18 protein-coding genes are annotated in these 20,061 nt (G+C 59.3%); 6 read left to right on the forward strand and 12 right to left on the reverse strand.

All coding sequences use genetic code 11. From position 1 onward, the window contains the following. Positions 1-53: 53 nt before the first annotated feature. From ADIMK_RS01480 to ADIMK_RS01510, 7 genes are all read right to left on the reverse strand, one after another. On the reverse strand, positions 54-1,109 hold the full coding sequence (locus tag ADIMK_RS01480; protein WP_036183167.1) for a Leu/Phe/Val dehydrogenase: 1,056 nt from the start codon (positions 1,107-1,109) through the stop codon (positions 54-56). Positions 1,110-1,180: 71 nt separating this feature from the next. Then, positions 1,181-4,735, reverse strand: coding sequence for an indolepyruvate ferredoxin oxidoreductase family protein (locus ADIMK_RS01485; protein ID WP_051692306.1), 3,555 nt, complete (start codon positions 4,733-4,735; stop codon positions 1,181-1,183). 444 nt (positions 4,736-5,179) lie between these two features. Next, positions 5,180-5,965 carry a 1,6-dihydroxycyclohexa-2,4-diene-1-carboxylate dehydrogenase gene (locus ADIMK_RS01490; RefSeq protein WP_036182744.1) on the reverse strand — a complete coding sequence of 262 codons (786 nt, stop codon included), beginning with the start codon at positions 5,963-5,965 and terminating at the stop codon, positions 5,180-5,182. A 13-nt stretch (positions 5,966-5,978) separates the two neighbouring features. Further along, positions 5,979-6,992, reverse strand: a complete 1,014-nt coding sequence (gene benC, locus ADIMK_RS01495; RefSeq protein ID WP_036182746.1) for a benzoate 1,2-dioxygenase electron transfer component BenC — start codon at positions 6,990-6,992, stop codon at positions 5,979-5,981. 78 nt (positions 6,993-7,070) lie between these two features. Continuing rightward, entirely contained in the window at positions 7,071-7,565 is a 495-nt protein-coding gene (locus tag ADIMK_RS01500; protein ID WP_036182748.1) for an aromatic-ring-hydroxylating dioxygenase subunit beta, read from the reverse strand. Between the two features lie 10 nt (positions 7,566-7,575). Next, a complete protein-coding gene (gene benA, locus ADIMK_RS01505) occupies positions 7,576-8,922 on the reverse strand; it encodes a benzoate 1,2-dioxygenase large subunit (RefSeq protein ID WP_036182750.1) in 1,347 nt (448 codons plus the stop codon). 258 nt (positions 8,923-9,180) lie between these two features. Further along, complete coding sequence (locus tag ADIMK_RS01510) at positions 9,181-10,104, reverse strand: catechol 2,3-dioxygenase (protein WP_036182752.1); 924 nt, start codon at positions 10,102-10,104, stop codon at positions 9,181-9,183. Positions 10,105-10,373: 269 nt separating this feature from the next. Here ADIMK_RS01510 and ADIMK_RS01515 point away from each other — a divergent pair, with 269 nt between their 5' ends. From ADIMK_RS01515 to ADIMK_RS01540, 6 genes are all read left to right on the forward strand, one after another. Next, positions 10,374-11,546, forward strand: coding sequence for an ABC transporter substrate-binding protein (locus ADIMK_RS01515; protein ID WP_036182754.1), 1,173 nt, complete (start codon positions 10,374-10,376; stop codon positions 11,544-11,546). 85 nt (positions 11,547-11,631) lie between these two features. Next, a complete protein-coding gene (locus ADIMK_RS01520) occupies positions 11,632-12,495 on the forward strand; it encodes a branched-chain amino acid ABC transporter permease (protein ID WP_036182756.1) in 864 nt (287 codons plus the stop codon). Positions 12,496-12,510: 15 nt separating this feature from the next. Next, positions 12,511-13,473: a branched-chain amino acid ABC transporter permease gene (locus ADIMK_RS01525; protein ID WP_036182758.1), complete on the forward strand. Its 963-nt coding sequence runs from the start codon at positions 12,511-12,513 to the stop codon at positions 13,471-13,473. Continuing rightward, positions 13,470-14,231, forward strand: coding sequence for an ABC transporter ATP-binding protein (locus ADIMK_RS01530; protein WP_036182760.1), 762 nt, complete (start codon positions 13,470-13,472; stop codon positions 14,229-14,231). The genes ADIMK_RS01525 and ADIMK_RS01530 overlap by 4 nt, the downstream gene beginning before the upstream one ends. 3 nt (positions 14,232-14,234) lie before the next feature. After that, the gene (locus ADIMK_RS01535) at positions 14,235-14,945 is read left to right on the forward strand and encodes an ABC transporter ATP-binding protein (protein ID WP_036182762.1); all 711 of its coding nucleotides are present in this window, start codon (positions 14,235-14,237) and stop codon (positions 14,943-14,945) included. A 97-nt stretch (positions 14,946-15,042) separates the two neighbouring features. Next, the gene (locus ADIMK_RS01540) at positions 15,043-15,882 is read left to right on the forward strand and encodes an IclR family transcriptional regulator (protein WP_231516975.1); all 840 of its coding nucleotides are present in this window, start codon (positions 15,043-15,045) and stop codon (positions 15,880-15,882) included. Here ADIMK_RS01540 and ADIMK_RS01545 read toward each other — a convergent pair whose 3' ends face one another. The 5 genes from ADIMK_RS01545 to ADIMK_RS01565 form a co-directional block, all read right to left on the reverse strand. Then, positions 15,883-16,857: an AraC family transcriptional regulator gene (locus ADIMK_RS01545; RefSeq protein WP_036182764.1), complete on the reverse strand. Its 975-nt coding sequence runs from the start codon at positions 16,855-16,857 to the stop codon at positions 15,883-15,885. Positions 16,858-17,085: 228 nt separating this feature from the next. Then, positions 17,086-17,277 (reverse strand): 4-oxalocrotonate tautomerase family protein, encoded by a 192-nt coding sequence (locus tag ADIMK_RS01550; protein ID WP_036182766.1) that lies wholly within the window; start codon positions 17,275-17,277, stop codon positions 17,086-17,088. 28 nt (positions 17,278-17,305) lie between these two features. Then, on the reverse strand, positions 17,306-18,097 hold the full coding sequence (dmpH, locus tag ADIMK_RS01555; RefSeq protein ID WP_036182768.1) for a 2-oxo-3-hexenedioate decarboxylase: 792 nt from the start codon (positions 18,095-18,097) through the stop codon (positions 17,306-17,308). Further along, on the reverse strand, positions 18,097-19,125 hold the full coding sequence (gene dmpG, locus ADIMK_RS01560) for a 4-hydroxy-2-oxovalerate aldolase (protein WP_036182770.1): 1,029 nt from the start codon (positions 19,123-19,125) through the stop codon (positions 18,097-18,099). Before dmpG ends, dmpH begins: the two co-directional genes overlap by 1 nt. 19 nt (positions 19,126-19,144) lie before the next feature. Continuing rightward, entirely contained in the window at positions 19,145-20,056 is a 912-nt protein-coding gene (locus tag ADIMK_RS01565) for an acetaldehyde dehydrogenase (acetylating) (protein ID WP_036182772.1), read from the reverse strand. Positions 20,057-20,061: the final 5 nt, after the last annotated feature.

Genomic DNA, 20,061 nt, shown 5'->3' on the forward strand with positions numbered 1-20,061 from the left:
TGGATAAGTTTTGAGAGGATGCAGCCCGCAAGGTTTTTGCGGACTGCGAGGGGTTATCGCGTCATAAAGCGTTCTTCCGCCAGCGTGTTGGCGATCTCACCGGTGGGACGGCCACTGTCGTCGGCACGCCGGAAGATCTCCTGCAGCGTATCGGCGATGGTGTCGATATGGGCGCGCACTTTCGTATGTTCATGGCCGACGCGCTCGTAGTAGATATCGATGATGCCGCCGGCATTGATCACATAATCAGGCGCATAGAGGATGCCGCGCTGCTGCAGCAGCTGGTCATGCTTGGCTAGTGCCAGCTGGTTGTTGGCCGCCCCTGCGATCACTTTCGCCTTGATCTGCGGGATGCTGAAATCGTTCAGCACCGCGCCCAGAGCGCAGGGCGAGAGCACATCCACATCCAGCCCCAGGATCTCCTCCTGCGCGACCGCGGTGGCGCCCAGCTCGGTCACTGCCAGGCGCACCTGCTCCTCGTGGATATCGGTGACAAACAGCTCGGCACCGGCCTGGCGCAGGTGTTTGGCCAGGCGGTAACCGACGTTGCCCACACCCTGGATCGCGACCTTGAGACCGCTCAGGTCATCACGGCCGAACTGGTGCTTGACCGCCGCCTTCAGGCCGACAAAACAGCCATAGGCGGTGGCCGGTGACGGATCGCCGTTACAGGGCAGTCCATCAATGCCGGTACGCTCGGTGATGCCGGCCACGTTGTTGGTAAAGCGGCTCATCACCTGCAGGTCGGGCACGCTGGTGCCGGAATCCTCGGCGGCGATGTACTGGCCACCGGTGCGCTCGAGGCAGCGCCCCATCATCTCCAGCAGCGCCTCTGACTTGTGCTGGCGCGGATCGCCGATGATCACTGACTTGCCGCCGCCCAGCTTCAGGTTGGCAAGCGCCGACTTGTAGGTCATGCCGCGGGACAGGCGCAGCACATCGCGCAGTGCCTCCTCGTCGCTGGCGTAGTGCCACATGCGGCAGCCGCCCAGCGCCGGGCCCAGGTTGGTGTTGTGCACGGCGATGATCGCCTTCAGGCCGCTCTTCTCGTCACTGAAGAAGGTCAGCTGTTCGTGGTTATCGAATTCCGGGTGGCTGAATACGGACATGTTCATCGGCTCTTTATTCTGTTCGTTGGTATCGGTCAGGGGTTGATTGATAGTGCTGTTGATAGGGGCGTTCATGCGTTCACCTCATGCAGCTGCACGTAGGGATCGAGGGTCCGACCGGCATCGGTGCTGCCGTTCATACGCGTGATCAGCTCAACGCGCTTAGCCTGGGCCTTGGCGTAGGCCTTCTCTTTCACCGGGCCGTAACCGCGGATCGCGGCGGGTAGCTGCGCCAGCTCACAGGCGGCGTCGTAGTTTGCCGCGCTGAGCTGGGTCAGGATCAGCTGGATATCGGCCTCGTACTCGGCGATCAGGCGCAGCTCCAGGCGGCGGTCGGCACTGTAGGTGAAGGGATCCAGTACCGTACCACGCAGGCCGCGCAGCCCGGCCAGCAGGCGGAACAGCGGCAGCATGCGCTTGCCCGCGAACTTGCGCTTGCGCGACCGGCCGGTGGCCGGGTCGATGCGGGAGATCAGCGGCGGCGCCAGGTGGAACTCCAGTTCGAACTCACCCTCGAACTGCTCGGCCAGCTGCTGACGGAAGCTGGCCGAGGCGAGCTGACGCGCCACCTCGTACTCATCCTTGTAGGCCAGCACCTTGCTGTAGTGCTCGGCCACGGCCCCCGTTAATCTGAGAGGCAGACGACTACCCTTGCCCAGCGACAGCTCCGCCTCGCGCACCTGGTTCACCAGATCGAGATAACGCTGCGCGAGCGCCTCATTCTGGTACTCGCGCAGATGCTGCATCTCGCGCTCGATCAGCTGGTTGAGGCTGGGCAGCAACTTCAACGCCTGCACACTGGCGTCCGGGTCGACCAGGGTTTCCACCCGGGTCAGGTCAAACGCGGCACGGCGGCCCCAGAGGAACGCCTGCTTGTTTGCCTCCACCGAGGCGCCGTTGAGCTCAATGGCGCGTTCGATCGACTGGCGGCTGAGCGGAATCAACCCGCGCTGCCAGGCGTAACCGATGCAGAACAGGTTGACCGCCATGCCATCGCCAAGCAGTCGGGTGGCCAGACGGGTGGCGTCGAGACAGTAGCTGCCGCCGACCACGGCGGTATCGCAGATCACCTGCTGCATCTGCTCGGTGGGCACCTGCAGGTCCGGGTCGCGGGTGAACGCCGCGGGCATGGTCTCATGGTTGTTCACCACCACGCGGCTGCGCTGGCGCTCCAGCTTGCCGAGTGCCTCTTCACTGGCACCGACCATCAGGTCGAAGCCGATCATCAGGTCGGTCTCACCGGCCGGGATCCGCACCGTGTGGATCTGTTCCTGGCTCGGCGCGATGCGGATATGGCTCATCACCGCGCCGAATTTCTGCGCCAGACCGATCTGGTCCAGCACCCCGGCACCTTTGCCCTCCAGGTGTGCCGCCATGCCCAGCAGGGCGCTGACGGTGACCACGCCGGTGCCGCCGACACCGGTGAGCAGGATGTTGTATGGCTGAGTCGTCTGCGGCAGTTGCGGCTCCGGCAGCTCCGGGAAGCTGGCGTTGGTGCCGACCAGCTCCGGCTTGCGCAGCTTGCCGCCCTTGATGGTGACGAAGCTGGGGCAGAAGCCGCGCACACAGCTGAAGTCCTTGTTACAGGCGGACTGGTCGATACTGCGTTTGCGCCCGCGCTCGGTCTCCTCCGGCAGTAGTGACAGGCAGTTGGACTGCACGCCGCAGTCACCGCAGCCTTCGCACACCTCGGTGTTGATCACCACGCGCTGTTCGGGATCGCTCATCTTGCCGCGCTTGCGGCGACGACGCTTCTCGGCGGCACAGGTCTGGTCGTAGATCATCGCGGTACAGCCGGGGATCTCACGCAGCTCCATCTGCACCGCCGCGAGGTCATCGCGGTGGTGGAAAGTGACACCGTCGGCAAAATCGGCGCGGCTCGGATACTTGTCCGGCTCGTCGCTGACCAGCGCGATGCGGCGCACCCCCTCGCCATAAAGCTGGTGGGTGATCTGCTGCACGGTCAGGGTGCCGTCGATCGGCTGGCCGCCGGTCATCGCCACGGCATCGTTGTAGAGGATCTTGTAGGTGATGTTGACGCCCGCCGCCACCGAAGCGCGGATCGCCAGCAGACCGGAGTGAAAGTAGGTGCCGTCACCCAGGTTCTGGAACACATGCTTGTTGTCGGTAAAGGGGGCCTGGCCGATCCAGGTTGCGCCCTCCCCGCCCATCTGGGTGAAGGTATCGGTGCCACGATCCATCCAGGTCGCCATGTAGTGGCAGCCGATGCCGCCCAGCGCGCGGCTGCCCTCCGGCACGGTGGTCGAGGTGTTGTGCGGACAGCCGGAACAGAAGTGCGGAGTGCGCTCCAGCAGCGCCCGCGGCTGCGCCAACTCCGCCTCTTTATCGTTGAGGAAAGCCAAGCGCTGCTGCATCTGCTCGCTGGTGTAGAAACCCTGGATGCGTGACGCGATGGCGCGGGCGATCATCGCCGGGGTCAGCTCCGACAACGGGGTGACCAGTTCAGCGAAGCGCTCATCGCGCTTGCCGACCACGCGCGGACGTTTAGCATCCTGCCAGCCGTACAGCTGCGTCTTCAGCTGATCCTCGATCAGGCCGCGCTTCTCCTCGATCACCAGGATCTCATCGAGGCCCTGTGCAAACTCACGGATCCCCTCCGGCTCCAGCGGCCAGGTCATCGCCACCTTGTACAGGCCGATCCCGAGCGATGCTGCCAGCTCGTGGCTGATGCCGAGATCCTCCAGCGCCTGCAGCACGTCCAGGTAGGATTTGCCGGTGGTGACGATGCCTAAACGGGGTTGCGCGGGCTGAATCACGATGCGGTCGAGGCGGTTGGCGCGGCAGAACGCCTGCGCCGCCGCCAGCTTGTAGTTGAGCAGCCGCGCCTCCTGCTGCAGTGGCCGATCCGGCCAGCGGGCGTTGAGGCCATCGGCCGGCAGCTCGAACTCGGTAGGGTAGATGATCTCCAGCCGCTGCTGATCCAGGTTGGCCGAGATCGCCGAGTCCATCACCTCGGCCAGTGCCTTGAAGCCGACCCAGCAGCCGCTGAAACGGGACATGGCCCAGCCGTACAGGCCAAGATCGAGCATCTCCTGGATGCCGGAGGGGTACAACACCGGCATCATCGCATCGGCGAAGGCGTAATCGCTCTGATGCGGCAAGGTGGAGGATTTGCAGGCGTGGTCGTCGCCGGCCACCGCCAGCACCCCGCCATAGGGCGAGGTGCCAAAAGCATTGGCGTGCTTGAACACGTCGCCAGTGCGGTCCACACCCGGTCCCTTGCCGTACCAAAGGCCGAACACGCCGTCGTATTTCGCGCCCTCGAACACGTTGACCTGCTGCGAACCCCAGACCGCGGTAGCGCCCAGGTCTTCGTTCACACCGGGTTGGAAAGTGATGTTGTGGCGTTTGAGGTAGTCGCGTACCTGCCACAGGGTCTTGTCGAACCCGCCCAGCGGCGAGCCGCGGTAACCGGAGATAAAGCCAGCGGTATTAAGCCCGGCGGCGCGGTCGCGCTCGGCCTGCAGCATCGGCAGACGCGCCAGCGCCTGGCTGCCGGTGATATAGACCCGGCCTGCGGTTTTCTCCCACTTGTCTTGGAGACTCACTGAATCGAGAGTAACTGGCTCAGAGGTAGCTGAGTCCAGAGTCACGGAATTTTGCATAAGATCGCTCCCGGTCCCGAGCAGCAGCGGTTAAGCCGCCTGAAGCAGGACGTGCCGATGAAAAATTGAGTGAACTTAGGCGGACGCGTTAGCGCCGCGGTGAATGTTCAGTTCGGGAGCTTGATATGCCGCCGGAGACGACCGGCTGTAGGAGAGAACACGCCAAGGGCGTGGCTGTAACGCAGAGATTGAGCATCATAACGAAGTACCTTCAACCGCAGCTGGATCACAGCGTTGGTTTCCTGTTGTTTTTATTGTGTCGGCTGGGTTAAGCCGATCGTCTACTGCTCGATCGCCTGGATGAGGCGATTCAGCGCCCAACAATATAAGGGTTTTCCCTAGTCGTCAAGAATGAAAAAACGGTGTTGTTCAGGGAATTCTTCTGCGGTACCTCCTGCGCATAAAAAAGGGGGCCGACTGAGCCCCCAATACACTGCAAAGCAATTAACCCAGATCGCCCCCACCCACCGGCAGTATCGTACCGGTGATATAGGACGCCTCGTCAGAAGCCAGAAACAGGATCGCATTGGCCTGTTCATCCGGCTGGCTGTAGCGCTTCATGAATGTCGAGTCGATGGTCTGATCCACAATCTGCTGATACCAGACCCTTTCCTGCTCGCTCTGCTGAGAGGTATTGCGCGGTATGCGCCGTTCACCGACATCGGTGCCGCCCGGCGCCACGGCGTTAACCCGTATGCCCTGCTGGGCATTCTCGAACGCCATGCAGACGGTCATCGCATTTACCCCACCCTTGGCTGCGGCATAGGGCACGCGATTAAGCCCGCGGGTGGCAATGGACGAGACGTTGACAATGCTGCCCGCGCCCTGCTGCTGCATATAGGGCAGGACGGCGTGACAGCACCAGAGCGTGGGGAACAGTGAGCGCCGGATCTCCGCCTCGATCTGATCCTCTTCATACGCCTCGTACGGCTTGGCCCAGATGGTGCCGCCCACGTTGTTGACCAGTATGTCGATACGGCCGAACGTCGTGTGGGCACCCTCTATCGCACGGCAGCAGTCGGGATAACGCTCCAGATCCGCGGTTTCCACATGCACGGCGGCAGCACCTGCCGCCAGCGCCTGCTGCGCAACCTCGTGCACGATCTCGGAGCGATCCACCAGCACCAGCGTTGCCCCTTCCGCGGCCATCTGTAGTGCCACCGCCTGCCCTATACCCTGGGCCGCGCCCGTGACAACGGCCACCTTGTTTTCAAATCGTGAGCCTTTCATGACCCTTTACTCCTCAGTGACTGGCCGCGAATTTCTCATAGTGGAAACTGACCGGTTCGATGCGTTTCTCGGTCATAAACCCGTTGACCGCTTCAACCATCGGCGGCGGACCGCACAGGTAGATATCCACTTCGCCATCGTTGAGATGACCGGGCTCGATATGGTGGGTGACATAACCCTTGTGCGGCCATTCGCTCTGCTCGGAGGCGACACAGGCGGTGAAGGTGAAGTGCTCAATCTGATCGGCAAAGGCTTCAAGCTTGTCGAGTTCGACCAGATCGCAGTCGTTGGTGACGCCATAGATCAGATGGACCGGATAGTCAGTGCCGGTATCGCGGATCTTCTCGAGCATCGCCAGAAACGGCGCCAGGCCTGTACCGCCGGCCAGCATCAGCACGGGACGCTTGATATCACGCAGGTAGAACGAGCCGTAGGGTCCGCGCAGCGTCAGCTTTTCGCCGATCTGTGCCTGTTCGGCCATGTAGGTACTCATCAGGCCGTTGGGCACGGCACGGATCAGAAACGAGACCGATTCGGCCTCCGGGTCAACCATTGAGCTGAAGGAGTAGGCCCGCGACTGATCGCTGCCCGGCACCTGAACATTGACGTACTGCCCCGGCAGGAAGTGCATCGCCCTGACCTGATCGCCGGCCACGGTGAAGCCGATGGTGGACTCGGATAGGCGTCTGACCTCTTTCAGTTCGCCATGCACGTCGGCCTGTTGGCTACGCACACACACCTCGGATGATGCCGGAACCGTCACCACACAATCGGACGCCGGCACCATGCAGCAGGTCAGAACATATTGCTGCTCGGCTTCCTGATCCGAGAGAGCATCATCGATATAGCCATCCATCTCGTAGGTGCCCGATTCGCAGTGGCACTTGCAGGTACCGCAGGCACCGTCACGGCAGTCCATAGGAATATTAAGGCCTGAGCGGTATGCAGCGTCAGCCACCGTCTCGCCCGGCAATGTCTGAATGAAGCGGGTTACGCCATCTTCGAAGTTGAGTGCTACTTTATGCATGCTTTGCTACCTCGGCGCTCTTGGAGGTGCCGATACCGGCTAGCCCTCCAGAGCACTCTTTATTATTGGGTTTGTCGATTAGAGGTGGTAAACGTCCACGACGTGGTGAATACAGTCGTTCTTGATCACAACCTTCTTGCGCTTGATCTTCAGCTCGCCGCTGTCGGCCCGCACCAGCGTTAGCTCAGCGCTGCCGTAGTAGGTATCGGTGGTTTTGTAGCGGTAGCTGTTGGTCAGCCAGCTGTACCGAACTTCAGCGTCGTGTTCCGATGCGGTGATCAGCTCGATGTTGCTGATCATGTGCTGAGTGCGCGGCTCCGGCAGGCTCGATGCGCTGGAGCGCTCGGTCTTGATACGGAACACGCGATCTTCAAGGCCATCGCGACGGGCGTAGTAGATCAACGAGATTTCACTCTGCGGATCGGTGGTCAGTTCACCATCGTCATCCCAGCTCGGCACCCAGAATTCGGCCTCTTTGTCATAGTGACCAAGCCAGGTATCCCACTGCTTGTCATCCAGCGCACGACTCTCTGAGTACAGGAAGTTGCGGACCTCTTCGTATGTAATGCTCATATCGCTCCCCTTATGCCTCGTCCTGCTCTTTGTTTAACGCCTCGGTCAGTGTCTGGGTCCAGTAACGGTGCTGTACGGTGTACAACCCTTCATCCTCGGACTTGGCACCGCTGAGTACCGGATTGATATTCAGAGCTTTGGCGTCTTCGTCCGGGCCTTCGATCCAGTGTTCGGCACCACGGCACATGTCGTTCCACGGCAGCGAGCTGGCCTTGAAGCCCTCCTGACAGGCGCGGAACTCCTCCAGATCGTCCGGTGTTGCCATACCCGAGGCGTTGAAGAAGTCCTCGTACTGGCGAATGCGATGTGCGCGTGCTTCGGCACTCTCGCCCTTGGGCGCGATGCAGTAGATGGTGACTTCGGTCTTGTCCACGGAGATCGGACGCCACATGCGGATCTGTGAGCTGAACTGGTCCATCAGGAACACGTTCGGGTAGAGACATAGGTTACGCAGGTTGCCGATCATCCAGTCGGCGCGTGCCTCACCGTACTTCTCGACCAGCTCGTCGCGACGCTCGTACAGCGGGCGGTCCTGCGGGTTGGGCCAGCGCATCCAGAGCAGAATATGGCCCTGCTCAAAGGCGTAGAAACCGCCCTTCTGCTTGTTCCAGGTGGAGGCATCCATCGCCTTGACGTCATCAACCGACATGCCCGCCTTGCGACGGCCGGTGGTGGCAACGTAGTTCCAGTGTGTGGCGGAGACGTGGTAGCCATCGGCGCCGTTCTCGGCCTGCACCTTCCAGTTACCGTCGTAGGTGTAGGTAGAGGATCCGCGCAGCACTTCCAGCCCTTCGGGAGACTGATCGACGATCATGTCGATGATCTTGGCGGCCTCGCCCAGATGCTCCTTGAGCGGCTTCACATCCTCACGCAGACTGCCGAACAGGAAGCCACGGTAGGATTCAAAACGGGGCACCTTCTTCAGGTCATGAGAGCCGTCGCAATTGAAGGAGGCGGGATAACCGGCCTCTTCGGGATCCTTGACCTTCACCAGCTTGCCGTCGTTGTTGAAGCTCCAGCCGTGGAAGGGGCAGGTATGCACGGCCTTGTTGCCCTTCTTCTTGCGGCACAGCACAGCACCGCGGTGGCTACAGGCGTTGATGTAGCAGTTCAGTACGCCCTCTTTGTTGCGCGAGATAAAGATCGGCTGACGACCGATAAAACCGGTGAAGTAGTCGTTCTTGTTGGGGATCTGGCTCTCATGGGCCAGGAAGATCCAGTTGCCCTCGAAAATATGTTTCATCTCGAGTTCAAACAGCTCTTCGTCGGTGAACATCTCACGACGGCAGCGATAAAGACCTTGCTCTTTATCCTCTTCCATCATGCTGTTCAGCTTGGTAATCAGATCGTGATGCATGGGGTGCCCTCCTTATTTTTCATCCAATTTAGGGCCACCGGCCATATGCCACTATCCACCTAGCGCTATCCTTTATCCCCTGTTTGCACGCGTATCGATCTGATTATTGCGATCGCTGGATAATCCTTGATGCACTATCCATCCCCGGCACATTCAATACTCAAAAAACGGCCATTGCGTTTTATCGCCCTAAAAAAAAAGACCTTCACAGGGAAGGTCTTGGCAAGGGAACGCTGTAGCCTGAATTGCCCGAGGCGCTTAGGTCAGTACGGTGAGGAAACGCTCGTTGAGCACCCGGTCGTGATAGAAAATCGCCTTTCCGAGCTTGTCCGCATCCCAGGTGATCGGCTCATGATCGGGGTAGAAGTAATCACCGCCGCAGAACACCTCGTTACGGTTACCGGATGGATCGAAGAAGTAGATCGTTGAACCGTGGGTGATGCCGTGACGGGTGGGGCCGATATCGATGGAAGTATCGGTCATGGAGATCAGGTCGCCCGCTTTCAACACATCTTCCCAGCTCTCCAGGAAGAAGGAGGCATGGTGAAATTTACCCGGCTCCGGATGATCGATGAAGGCGATATCGTGGGCTTTCATGCCAACGGTGAGGAACTGCGCCACACGCTTGCCGTCCGGCGTCATCACCTGTTCGCACAGATCGAAACCGAGTACGGTGCGGAACAGATCAAGCGTCTTGTCGAGCTCCGGCCCGTACAGCAGACAATGATCGAAACGCTGTGCCTTCATGCCCGTCAGATCGCGCGGCCAGGCCTCCGGGTTGTGGTTGCCGACGCCGTAGCGGCCGGTCTGTTTCTTGGTCGCGTACAGCTCGAAGTTGTGTCCGGTGGGGGCGGTAAAACGCACGCGACGACCACAGTCTTTCAACTCTTCGGCGGGTACATCTTCGATGGCGCAACCAAACTCCGCCAGCTCGCCACGCAGCTGATCCACCACCGCTTCGCTCACGCATTTGAAGCCCATGAAATCCATACCCGCCGTGTCGGCTTCGCGCAGCACCACAGAGAACTTGTCGACCTCGGTCCAGCCTTTCAGATACACCCGGCCCTCGGCATCACGATCGGTTTCGATCAGCCCCATCAGGTCACGGTAATGAACAAGTGCCTCGTCGATATCCAGCACTCTGATCTGGACATGACCGGGTCTCATTACACCTTTTTTCATTGTCACACCTCTTACTCTTTTTATTTACCAGGTGGATCGCCGAGGGAGATTAAACTCCCGCAGCGGGGCATGACATTGATAGTTAAACGGGCGCGCTTTGTTTGAAATCCATTTTCTGCAAGCCCTATCCGCTATGTGCACTCATTAATACCTTCCCCGCTCGATTTGCAGTTTTTGGACAGTGGTGTGCATACCGCGGCTATTGATCCAGATCAGCTTTCTTTCTAATCGACCTTGAATAACAACAAATACAAAACGCGAGGTTAACGATGGATACGAAGAAGTTGTTACACACGCTACTGGCGGGCGCCGTTGCCGGTACGCTCTGCTCCCAGGCTCTGGCGGCTAACGAAGACCCGATCAAGGTGGGCGTCATGCTGCCGTTCAGCGGCATCTATGCAGCCCTTGGCGACGCCGGTCGCAACGGTCTCAAGATGGCACTTAAAGAACACGCACAAGCGCTGCACGGCCGTCAGATCGAGTTCATCGAGATGGACACCGAAGCCCGGCCCGAGCGTGCACCGGAGATCGCATCATCCCTGCTGGATCAGCACCACGCGAACTTTATCATCGGCCCGGTACACTCCGGCGTTGCCATGGGCATGATCAAGGTGCTCAAGGACAAAGATACGGTGATGATTATCCCCAACGCTGGTGCTGCCGCAGCAACGGGCCCGCTCTGCGCACCCAATATTTTCCGCACCTCGTTCTCCTCCTGGCAGCCCTCCTACCCGATGGGCAAGGTCGCGCTGGATAATGCCTACAAGCGCGTGGTGACCATGAGCTGGAACTACGGCATGGGCCGCGAAAGTCTCGATGCCTTCCGAGAGTCCTTCACCGCCGGTGGTGGCGAGATCGTCAAAGAGATTCTGGTCCCCTTCCCGAAAACCGAGTTTCAGTCATACCTCTCCGAGATCGGCTCGATTAACCCGGATGCCGTGTTCGTCTTCTTTGCCGGTGGCGGTGCGGTCAAGTTCGTCAAGGATTACGACGCACTGGGCCTGAAGGGCAAGATTCCTCTGCTTGGCAGTGGTTTCCTCACCGAAGGTACTCTGGAGGCGCAGGGCCCCTCCGCCGAGGGTGTGCGCACCACGCTGCATTATGCCGATGGCCTCGATAACGAGGTGAACAATAAGTTCCGTCAGGACTACGAGCAGATGTTCGGCAAACCGGCCGACATCTATGCCGTACAGGGCTATGACGCGGGGCTGCTGATTGCCAACGCGGTAGACCAGCTCGGTGGCGACATCAGTGATCAGGCCGCGCTGATCAAGGCGATGGAGGGCGCGCATCTGTTCAGCCCCCGTGGCGAAATCACCTTCTCTCGCGCACACAACCCGGTGCAGAACATCTATCTGCGTCAGGTCGAAAACGGCCAGAACAAGGTGATCGATGTTCCTGCCGCCGCACTGGAAGACCCAGCCCGCGGTTGCAAGCTCTAACCGACCACGCAGCGGCGGCTGAACCCCTGACAGGGTTCAGCCCTGCCCTGCAACGTCTATCTACCTGCACTATCCGGGTTCTGTTATGACTACTTCACTGTTTTTCGTCCAGCTGATCAACGGCCTGCAATACGGCTTGCTGCTGTTCCTGATCGCCTCGGGGCTGACACTTGTGTTCGGTGTCATGGGCATCCTCAACCTCGCCCACGGCTCCATGTATATGGTCGGTGCCTACCTGGCCTGGTACTTCGTCCAGCAAACCGGCAGCTTCACGCTCAGCGCCATCATCTCGGCGGTGATCGCGCTGGCCATCGGCATTGTTGTCGAGCGCCTCCTTATCCAGCGCCTCTACCGGCGAAACCACCTCGATCAGGTGCTGCTGACCATCGGCATGATCTTCGTCTTCAACGCATTGCAGAGCATCCTCTGGGGCGACGACCCGCTGGGCGTTCAGGTGCCTGAGGCGATGTCTGCCGCAATCCCGCTGACCGATGTGGTGGAGTACCCGGTGTACCGTATTTTCGTAGCGCTGGTGTGCGTCGCCATCGCAGCGGTCATGTACTTCATGATCAACCGCACACGATTAGGGATGCTGATCCGTGCCGGTGAGTCGAATCGCGAGATGGTGGAATGCCTGGGCATCGATATCAGCCGCCTCTACACCATCGTCTTTGCCATCGGCGTCATGCTCGCCACCGTCGCAGGCGTCATTGCCGCCCCGATGAGTTCCATCGTACCCGGCATGGGCGAACACGTGCTGATCGCCTGCTTCGTGGTCGTCGTCATTGGTGGCATGGGCTCAATCAAGGGCGCGTTTATCGGTGCGCTGCTGGTGGGGCTTGTGGACACCTTCGCCTCGGTACTCATGCCTCAGCTCTCAAGCATGATGATCTACATCCTGATGGCATTCATTCTGCTGATCAAACCTCAGGGTTTGTTCTCGTCCTGATCCGGAGGTCATGCCATGTTGTTCAATAAACGCACCGAACGTTATTTCGTCTGGGTGTTCTTTCCGCTGGCACTGCTGATGCCGCTGTTTCTGGAGCAGAACACCTTTTACGTCAGCAAACTCACCACGGTGATGATCTTTGCGATCTTCGTAATGTCGCTGGATTACCTGGTCGGGCGCTGTGGCCTGATCACGCTGGGCCATGCGATGTTTTACGGCCTTGGCGGGTATATCTTCGTCATCATCGCGCCGGAGTATGAGGCGGTTAACTTCTGGGTATACACCTTCTATATCTGTGTCATCGCCGCGCTTGTGGCGCTGATCATCGGCTTTCTGGTGCTGCGCACCAGCGGTATCTACATGATCATGATCACCCTGGCGTTCGCGCAGATGGCCTTTTACTACTTCTCCGACTCCATCGATTTCGGCGGCAACGATGGCGTGTTCATCTACGTAAAACCCGATACCAGCATCTTTGGCATCAGCCTGTTCGATCTGGATAACCCCATCCACTTCTACTATCTGTGCCTGCTGTCGCTGTTCAACACGCTGTTCTTCTTCCGATTGGTGATTCGCTCGCGCTTTGGCCGCGTGATCGACTCGATTCACGAGAATCCGGGACGCACCACCGCGCTTGGCTACAACGTGTTTGTATTCCGCCTGATGGCTTACACCATGGCCTCGGCGCTGGGAGCCTATGCAGGCTACCTGTTTACCCTGCAATACGGCTTCGTGAATCCGTCGATGCTGGCCTGGACCACCTCCGGCTCGGCGCTGGTGATGTCGATCCTCGGCGGTATGGGCAGCATCTATGGCGCCATTCTCGGTACGCTCGTCTACGAGGGGCTGCACTATGTGCTTGAGCACCTCACCGAACACTGGCTGCTGTTTATGGGCGCGCTGATCATCCTGATGGTGATCCTGTTCAAGAACGGCATTGCCGGCTATCTGGAGAAGCTGCTGGAGAAACGCTCATGAATAACGCTGTCATTCTCGAAACCGAAGGGTTGTGCAAACACTGGGGCGGACTTAAAGCACTGGATGATATCTCGCTGAAGTTTCATGACCGAGAGCTGCACGGCATCGTCGGACCCAATGGCGCCGGCAAGAGCACACTGCTGAATCTGCTCTGCGGCCACTACAAGCCGACCAGCGGCAAAATTGTCCACAAGGGCGAGGCGATCGATGCGATCAAGCCCTACGCCTTTGCCCGGCGCGGCATCGGCCGCAGCTTCCAGAAAACCAATATCTACCCAAGCGCCACCTGCCTTGAAAACTGCTGCGTGGCGGTTCAGCGACGCATGGGCGGCAGCTTCAATTTCCTGCGCTCTCGATACCGCCAGCAGGTGCTGGAGGAGATCGCCACCGAAGCGCTGGAGAAAGCGGGCCTTGGCCAGCGCCGCGATCAGGTCGCCTCCCGGATCAGCTATGGCGAACAGCGCCAACTCGAGATTGCCATGGTGCTGGCCACATCGCCCTGCGTACTGCTGCTGGATGAGCCGATGGCCGGCATGGGCCATGAGGAGTCACAGCTGATCATCGAGCTACTGAAAACACTCAAGCGCGAATACTGCATCGTGCTGGTGGAGCATGACATGGACGCGGTGTTCGAGCTCTCGGACAAACTGACCGTGATGGTCGATGGGCAGCACCTGACCACCGGCACTGTCGATCAGGTACGTGACGATCCGCGGGTACGCGATGCCTATCTCGGACAGGGTGATGAGGTGTATTAAGCGATGAATAAACTACTGGAAGTCAAAAGCCTGCATACCCTCTACGGCGAGAGCCATGTGCTGCACGGCGTCGGTTTCGATATCGAACCCGGGCAGGCGGTCAGCCTGATGGGGCGAAACGGCATGGGCAAAACGACAACGCTGAAATCCATTCTCGGGCTGGTTCAGCCGCGCAGCGGCAACGTATTCTTCAAGGGCGAAGAGATCACCGGCCTGCCCACCTGGCAGCGGATGCGCAAGGATATCGCCTATGTCCCGGAAGGGCGCGGCATGTTCCACAACCTCACGGTACAGGAGCACCTGCAGATGGCCGCCCGCGCCAACCGCAAGGGCGAACAGAACTGGGACTATGACCGGGTGCTGGCCACCTTTCCGCGCCTGCAGGAGCGGCTGACCAACCTGGGCACCCAACTCTCCGGCGGTGAACAGCAGATGCTGGCGATCGGTCGCGCACTGGTGACCAACCCCGATCTGCTGATCCTCGATGAAGCCACCGAGGGTCTGGCACCGCTTATTCGCAAAGAGATCTGGGATGTCATACGCACCATCAAGGCGAGCGGGATCTCCACCATTATCGTCGACAAGAACATCAAGGTGCTCAAGGAGCTGTGCGATAAACACATCGTTCTGGTCAAAGGACAGGTGGTGTTCAGCGACAGCTCCAGCGGTCTTGTAGACCGGCTCGATGAAGTGGAATCCTATCTCGGGGTATGACTGCACAGCGCCCCGTTTGGGGCGCGCCATTTTGTTGTCCAAGGCGTTCCAGTAAACTCCTCGGCATGCGCACCACCGCTATTAGGGATAGCCAGACATGATGCCCACATTCGACAACGACCCTATCGATACACCTGCGTCTTCATCCAACCGGCAGGGCATCGGCTCACTTGAGATAGGCCTCAGGATTCTGGACACCATCGCCCATGCCCCTCAGCCGCTGAACCTCACGGAACTGGCCAAGCAGCTGGAGCTATCGCCGAGTCGCCTGTACAAATATCTGGTCAGCCTGATGCGCACCGACTATATCGTGCAGGACAGCGCTAACTGTTATTCGCTGGCACGTGCAAGCCTCACCCTCGGTGTGGCTGCACTGCGCCGGATTGATCCTATCCAGCAGACGTTCGAGGCGGTTGATCATTTCAACCGCACCTACGACGTGACCACTTCGGTGACAATCTGGAACGGCCATGCCCCCCTGGTTATCAAGTGGCTCGATGCCAGCCGTCTCGTGGCGGTGAACGTGCGCCTGGGGATAGAGCTTTCGCCCTTCTTCTCGGCCGCTGGACGGGTTTATTTGGCCAACCTGCCCAAGGCACGCCGACAGGAGATGGTGGACGCGTTTTACGAGGCGCCACCGGCTCTGCCCCGACACTGTGGCAAGCCGATGGACAAGGCGATGTTCCAGGATCACCTGGCCCAGATCCGCGAGCAGCACTACTGTTGCTTCTACGGCGACTACCTGCCCGATATCAACGTGATGGGCAGCCCCGTGTACGATATCAACGGCAACGTGCTATCGGTGATCTCGATCATGGGCTTGTCAGGGGATGTGGATGTGACGCCCGGCAGCCGCTACCACCGGGCGCTGATGGCCTGTACTCGACAGGTCACCGATCAGATTTGCGGTGCTCCGCGTAAAGGCGACGACGCCTGATCAGCGTCGGCGCTTGAGCGTTTCCGAGGGCAGTTCACCAAACATTTTCCGGTAGTCGGACGAGAAGCGTCCAAGATGGGTAAACCCGTAATCAAGCGCGACTTCGGTCACGTTTCTGATCCTCGGATTGCTGACCAGCTCCTGACGCAGACTTTTGAGCTTCGCGTTTTTCATATAGAGACGCGGCGTCAGTCCGAAGTACTTTGAGAACTGATTGTAGATGGTGCGCACACTGACATTGCCTGTCAGCGCCAGCTCCTCCACATCGATCTCCTCCTTGATATGGGCATCGATAAAGGCGATCAGCTCGGAGAAGCTGCGATCCATCGTTGCACCGCTGCCCTGCTGCTCCTGAATGTTGCTGCCGAACTGTTGCAGCAGTTTATTGATCAGGATGTCGCGGTAGGGACGCTGCAGTGCCTCCAGTTCCAGTTCGCTCTCGTTGGCCTCAATCAGCAGCACATCGAGAAAGCGCAGGAAACACGCCGCGTTCTCGAGATCGACGACGCGACGGTCGAACCGCACGCCCTCTCGCGGCACCATGCCCATCTGCTCCAGACAACCACCCTTGAGCACCTCTTCAGGCACCTTGATGATGATCTTTTCGCAATCGCCTGAGTAGGATAGATCGATGCGCTCCTTCGGGTTCATCATCAGGGCCTGTCCGGGCTTCAGCAGCAGCTGCTGATCGTCATCGTAATGCCAGCAGCATTGCCCACGGGTGACCACCTGGAAGTGATAGATTTCGGCCAGATCGGGGCAGCGTACCCGCACCTCGTCGCCATAACTGATGCGCGACAAGCCGATATCCGCGAACTCGCGGTAACTGAGACTGGCAGCGGATGAGCCAGAGGTTGAAGAGGATCCGTTCAGCTCAAGACGATGACGCCCGACATGGCGATTAACATATTCCGAGACCTGAAAAGGGTGAGCACTTTCGAATACTGTCGAGTTGCTGAGTACATCGAGAAGCATGCAGCCACCTGTAATACTTATTGTTTTATACTTATTGTTAATCGATTCATCATAGGTAAAAAACCCATCGGGTTCAATGCGTATTTTTTAATCAAATCCGCAATACGATAGAGTCTCTTTCATACTGATAAGCACCGCCGCGCACGCCGGTTGGCGTCACCGGGCAAAGCGGCCTCTGCTACGCAAAAAAGCCCGCTATCTGCGGGCTTTTCGTTCACCGGGGACCCGTTAGCGCCCCAGCTTTTTAGCCGATACACCACCGATGCCGAAATGCTCCTTCGGCATCTCCGTGATCAGTACACGCACACTTTCAAGCGGCGCATCCAGCGAGCGTGCAATCGCTTCGCTCACCTCGGCGATAAGGCGCTCCTTTTTCTCTGCAGGACGCCCCTCCATGATATGCACGACTGCGATAGGCATAGGAAACCCCTCTTTTTGTTACGTCAGATCAGACGAACTTGCCGCCGATGCTGCCAAGCCCCTGATAATGAACGGTAAAGTTGTCACCCTTGTTGACCTGTACCGCTGCCGTGATCGCACCGATCATGATGAAACTGCCCGCAGGCAGACTCTCGCCGCGATCGGCCAGCATGTTGGCCAGCATCGCAACCGACGCCGCCGGATGACCGAGCACCGCAGCCCCGGCACCAGTCTGAACCACTTCACCGTTGATCTCCATGACCACACCGAGGGTCTTGAGGTCGAGATCGGCCACATTGGCCATGCGACCGCCGGTGACGAAACGGGTAGACGATGAGTTATCGGCGATGACGCTCTTCAGATCGAACTTGAAATCCTTGTAGCGCGAGTCGATCACCTCAACCGCCGGCACCACGAAATCGGTGGCACGCAGCACATCGCCGATATGGATACCCGGGCCCTTGAGTTCATCCTTGAGCACAAACGCCAGTTCCGCCTCAATCTTCGGGTGGATCAGTTCGTCATGCTTGATCTCGCCGCCATCGGGCACGCTGAAGTAGTCGGCCAGGAAGCCGTAGCACGGATGCTCGACGCCCATCTGTGCCATCTTGGCCCAGGAGGTCAGCCCCATCTTCATGCCGACGATCTTGTTACCGCGTTCCTCTTTGCGGCGACGGATCTCCCACTGGATGTCGAACGCATCTTCGTAGGTCATGTTGGGGAAGTCATCGGTAATCTTGGTGACTTCGTACGCTTCCAGTTCGGCGTTCTCCAGATGGATCGCCAGCTCTTCGATTTGTGATTTTGTCAGAGTGCCCATCAGATCAGCCCCTTCTGTTTAGCCATTGTCAGTGCCAGGTCTTCAATCATGTCTTCCTGTCCGCCTACGGTGCCGCGACGGCCAAGCTCGACCAGAATGTCGCGGGCAGAGATGCCGTACTTCTTCTCGGCACGCTGAGCGAACAGCAGGAACGATGAGTAGACACCGGCGTAACCGAGGGTCAGTGCATCGCGATCGACACGGATCGGCTGATCCATCATCGGCACGATCAGGTCTTCGGCCACATCCATGATCTTGTACAGGTCGATACCGGTCTCGCAGCCCATGCGATCAAGCACCGCACAGAGCACCTCCAACGGGGTGTTACCGGCACCGGCGCCAAGGCCTGCGACAGAGCCGTCGATACGGGCAGCTCCAGCTTCAATCGCCGCCAGCGAGTTGGCCACACCCATCGCCATGTTGTGGTGACCGTGGAAACCGATCTCCACGTTCTCCGGCAGTTCGTTACGCAGCAGGCCGATCTTCTCGGTGACTTCATCCGGCAGCATATAACCGGCCGAATCGGTGCAGTAGATGCAGTTGGCGCCGTAGCCGACCATCAGTTTGGCCTGCTCGAGAATCTTCGCCGCCGGTACCATGTGCGCCATCATCAAAAAGCCGACGGTATCCATGTTCATCTCGCGGGCCATGGTGATGTGCTGCTGAGACACATCGGCCTCGGTGCAGTGGGTGGCCACACGGATGGTGGACACGCCCAGTTCTTTGGCCATCTTCAGGTGATCGACGGTACCTATCCCCGGCAGCAGCAGCGCCGAAACCTTGGCCTGCTTCATCTTCGGGATCACCGCACCGAGGTACTCCTCGTCGGTGTGGGCCGGGAAACCGTAGTTCACCGAGGCGCCGCCAAGACCGTCGCCGTGGGTTACTTCGATCAGCGGCATACCCGCTTCGTCCATCGCCGTCGCGACGCTGACCATCTCGTCGACACTGATCTGGTGGCGCTTGGCATGCATGCCGTCACGCAGGCTCATATCGTGCAGACGGACTTTCTTACCTTGCAGATTCATCGTGTTATCCCCCGTCCTATCAGCCACGTTCCGGCAGTGAAATGGTGCCGTTCGCCGCTTCTTCGGCGAACATCTCAGCGGTGCGCAGGCCCGCGGCGGTCATGATGTCCAGGTTACCGGCGTACTTGGGCAGGAAATCACCCAGACCTTCCACCTCCATGAACATGGAGACACGGTTGCCATCGAACACCGGGCCATTGACCAGACGGTAGCCCGGCACGTATTTCTGAACCTCGGCCACCATCTGGTGGACCGACTCGGTGATGGCGTCCTGATTCGGCTCGCCCTCGGTGAGGCAGTGCACGGTGTCACGCATGATCAGCGGCGGCTCGGCCGGGTTGATGATGATGATCGCCTTGCCTTTCTTGGCACCACCCACCTTCTCCACCGCACCGGCCGTGGTACGGGTGAACTCGTCGATGTTCTGACGGGTACCCGGTCCTACCGAACGGGAGGAAACCGTGGCGATGATTTCGCCGTAGCTCACCGGCTGTACACGGCTAACCGCCGCGACCATCGGGATGGTAGCCTGGCCACCGCAGGTGACCATGTTGACGTTCATCTCCAGGTTCTGCGCATGGGCAGCCAGATTCACCGGCGGTACGCAGTAGGGGCCAATCGCCGCCGGGGTCAGGTCAACCATGATCACGCCCAGCTCATTCAGCTTGCGGCTGTTCTCGGCGTGAACATAAGCGGAGGTGGCATCGAAGGCGATGCGGATATCGTCCTCGACCACATGCTTAAGGATGCCGTCGACGCCCTCGGCGCAGGTTTTGATGCCCATCTCACGGGCGCGTTTCAGGCCTTCGGATTCGGGGTCGATACCGACCATCCAGACCGGCTCGATCCACTCGGAACGTTTCATCTTCATCAGCAGATCGGTGCCGATGTTACCCGGGCCGATAATCACGGCGTTCAGTTTCTTGCTCATAGTCT

The sequence above is a fragment of the Marinobacterium lacunae genome (assembly GCF_000705555.1).
Taxonomy (GTDB): domain Bacteria; phylum Pseudomonadota; class Gammaproteobacteria; order Pseudomonadales; family Balneatricaceae; genus Marinobacterium_D; species Marinobacterium_D lacunae.

What these genes read in the sequence shown, in the direction of transcription:
- ADIMK_RS01550 (WP_036182766.1), bottom strand. Translation starts at nt 17,277, where the DNA reads ATGCCTATCGCAGTCGTGCATATCATGGAGGGGCGTCCTGCAGAGAAA.
- dmpG (WP_036182770.1), bottom strand. Translation starts at nt 19,125, where the DNA reads ATGAATCTGCAAGGTAAGAAAGTCCGTCTGCACGATATGAGCCTGCGT.
- dmpH (WP_036182768.1), bottom strand. Translation starts at nt 18,097, where the DNA reads ATGGGCACTCTGACAAAATCACAAATCGAAGAGCTGGCGATCCATCTG.
- benA (WP_036182750.1), bottom strand. Translation starts at nt 8,922, where the DNA reads ATGCATCACGATCTGATTACCAAGCTGAACAGCATGATGGAAGAGGAT.
- ADIMK_RS01525 (WP_036182758.1), top strand. Translation starts at nt 12,511, where the DNA reads ATGTTGTTCAATAAACGCACCGAACGTTATTTCGTCTGGGTGTTCTTT.
- ADIMK_RS01500 (WP_036182748.1), bottom strand. Translation starts at nt 7,565, where the DNA reads ATGAGCATTACATACGAAGAGGTCCGCAACTTCCTGTACTCAGAGAGT.
- ADIMK_RS01565 (WP_036182772.1), bottom strand. Translation starts at nt 20,056, where the DNA reads ATGAGCAAGAAACTGAACGCCGTGATTATCGGCCCGGGTAACATCGGC.
- ADIMK_RS01535 (WP_036182762.1), top strand. Translation starts at nt 14,235, where the DNA reads ATGAATAAACTACTGGAAGTCAAAAGCCTGCATACCCTCTACGGCGAG.
- ADIMK_RS01520 (WP_036182756.1), top strand. Translation starts at nt 11,632, where the DNA reads ATGACTACTTCACTGTTTTTCGTCCAGCTGATCAACGGCCTGCAATAC.
- ADIMK_RS01545 (WP_036182764.1), bottom strand. Translation starts at nt 16,857, where the DNA reads ATGCTTCTCGATGTACTCAGCAACTCGACAGTATTCGAAAGTGCTCAC.
- ADIMK_RS01485 (WP_051692306.1), bottom strand. Translation starts at nt 4,735, where the DNA reads ATGCAAAATTCCGTGACTCTGGACTCAGCTACCTCTGAGCCAGTTACT.
- ADIMK_RS01530 (WP_036182760.1), top strand. Translation starts at nt 13,470, where the DNA reads ATGAATAACGCTGTCATTCTCGAAACCGAAGGGTTGTGCAAACACTGG.
- ADIMK_RS01510 (WP_036182752.1), bottom strand. Translation starts at nt 10,104, where the DNA reads ATGAAAAAAGGTGTAATGAGACCCGGTCATGTCCAGATCAGAGTGCTG.
- ADIMK_RS01540 (WP_231516975.1), top strand. Translation starts at nt 15,043, where the DNA reads ATGATGCCCACATTCGACAACGACCCTATCGATACACCTGCGTCTTCA.
- ADIMK_RS01480 (WP_036183167.1), bottom strand. Translation starts at nt 1,109, where the DNA reads ATGTCCGTATTCAGCCACCCGGAATTCGATAACCACGAACAGCTGACC.
- benC (WP_036182746.1), bottom strand. Translation starts at nt 6,992, where the DNA reads ATGCATAAAGTAGCACTCAACTTCGAAGATGGCGTAACCCGCTTCATT.
- ADIMK_RS01515 (WP_036182754.1), top strand. Translation starts at nt 10,374, where the DNA reads ATGGATACGAAGAAGTTGTTACACACGCTACTGGCGGGCGCCGTTGCC.
- ADIMK_RS01490 (WP_036182744.1), bottom strand. Translation starts at nt 5,965, where the DNA reads ATGAAAGGCTCACGATTTGAAAACAAGGTGGCCGTTGTCACGGGCGCG.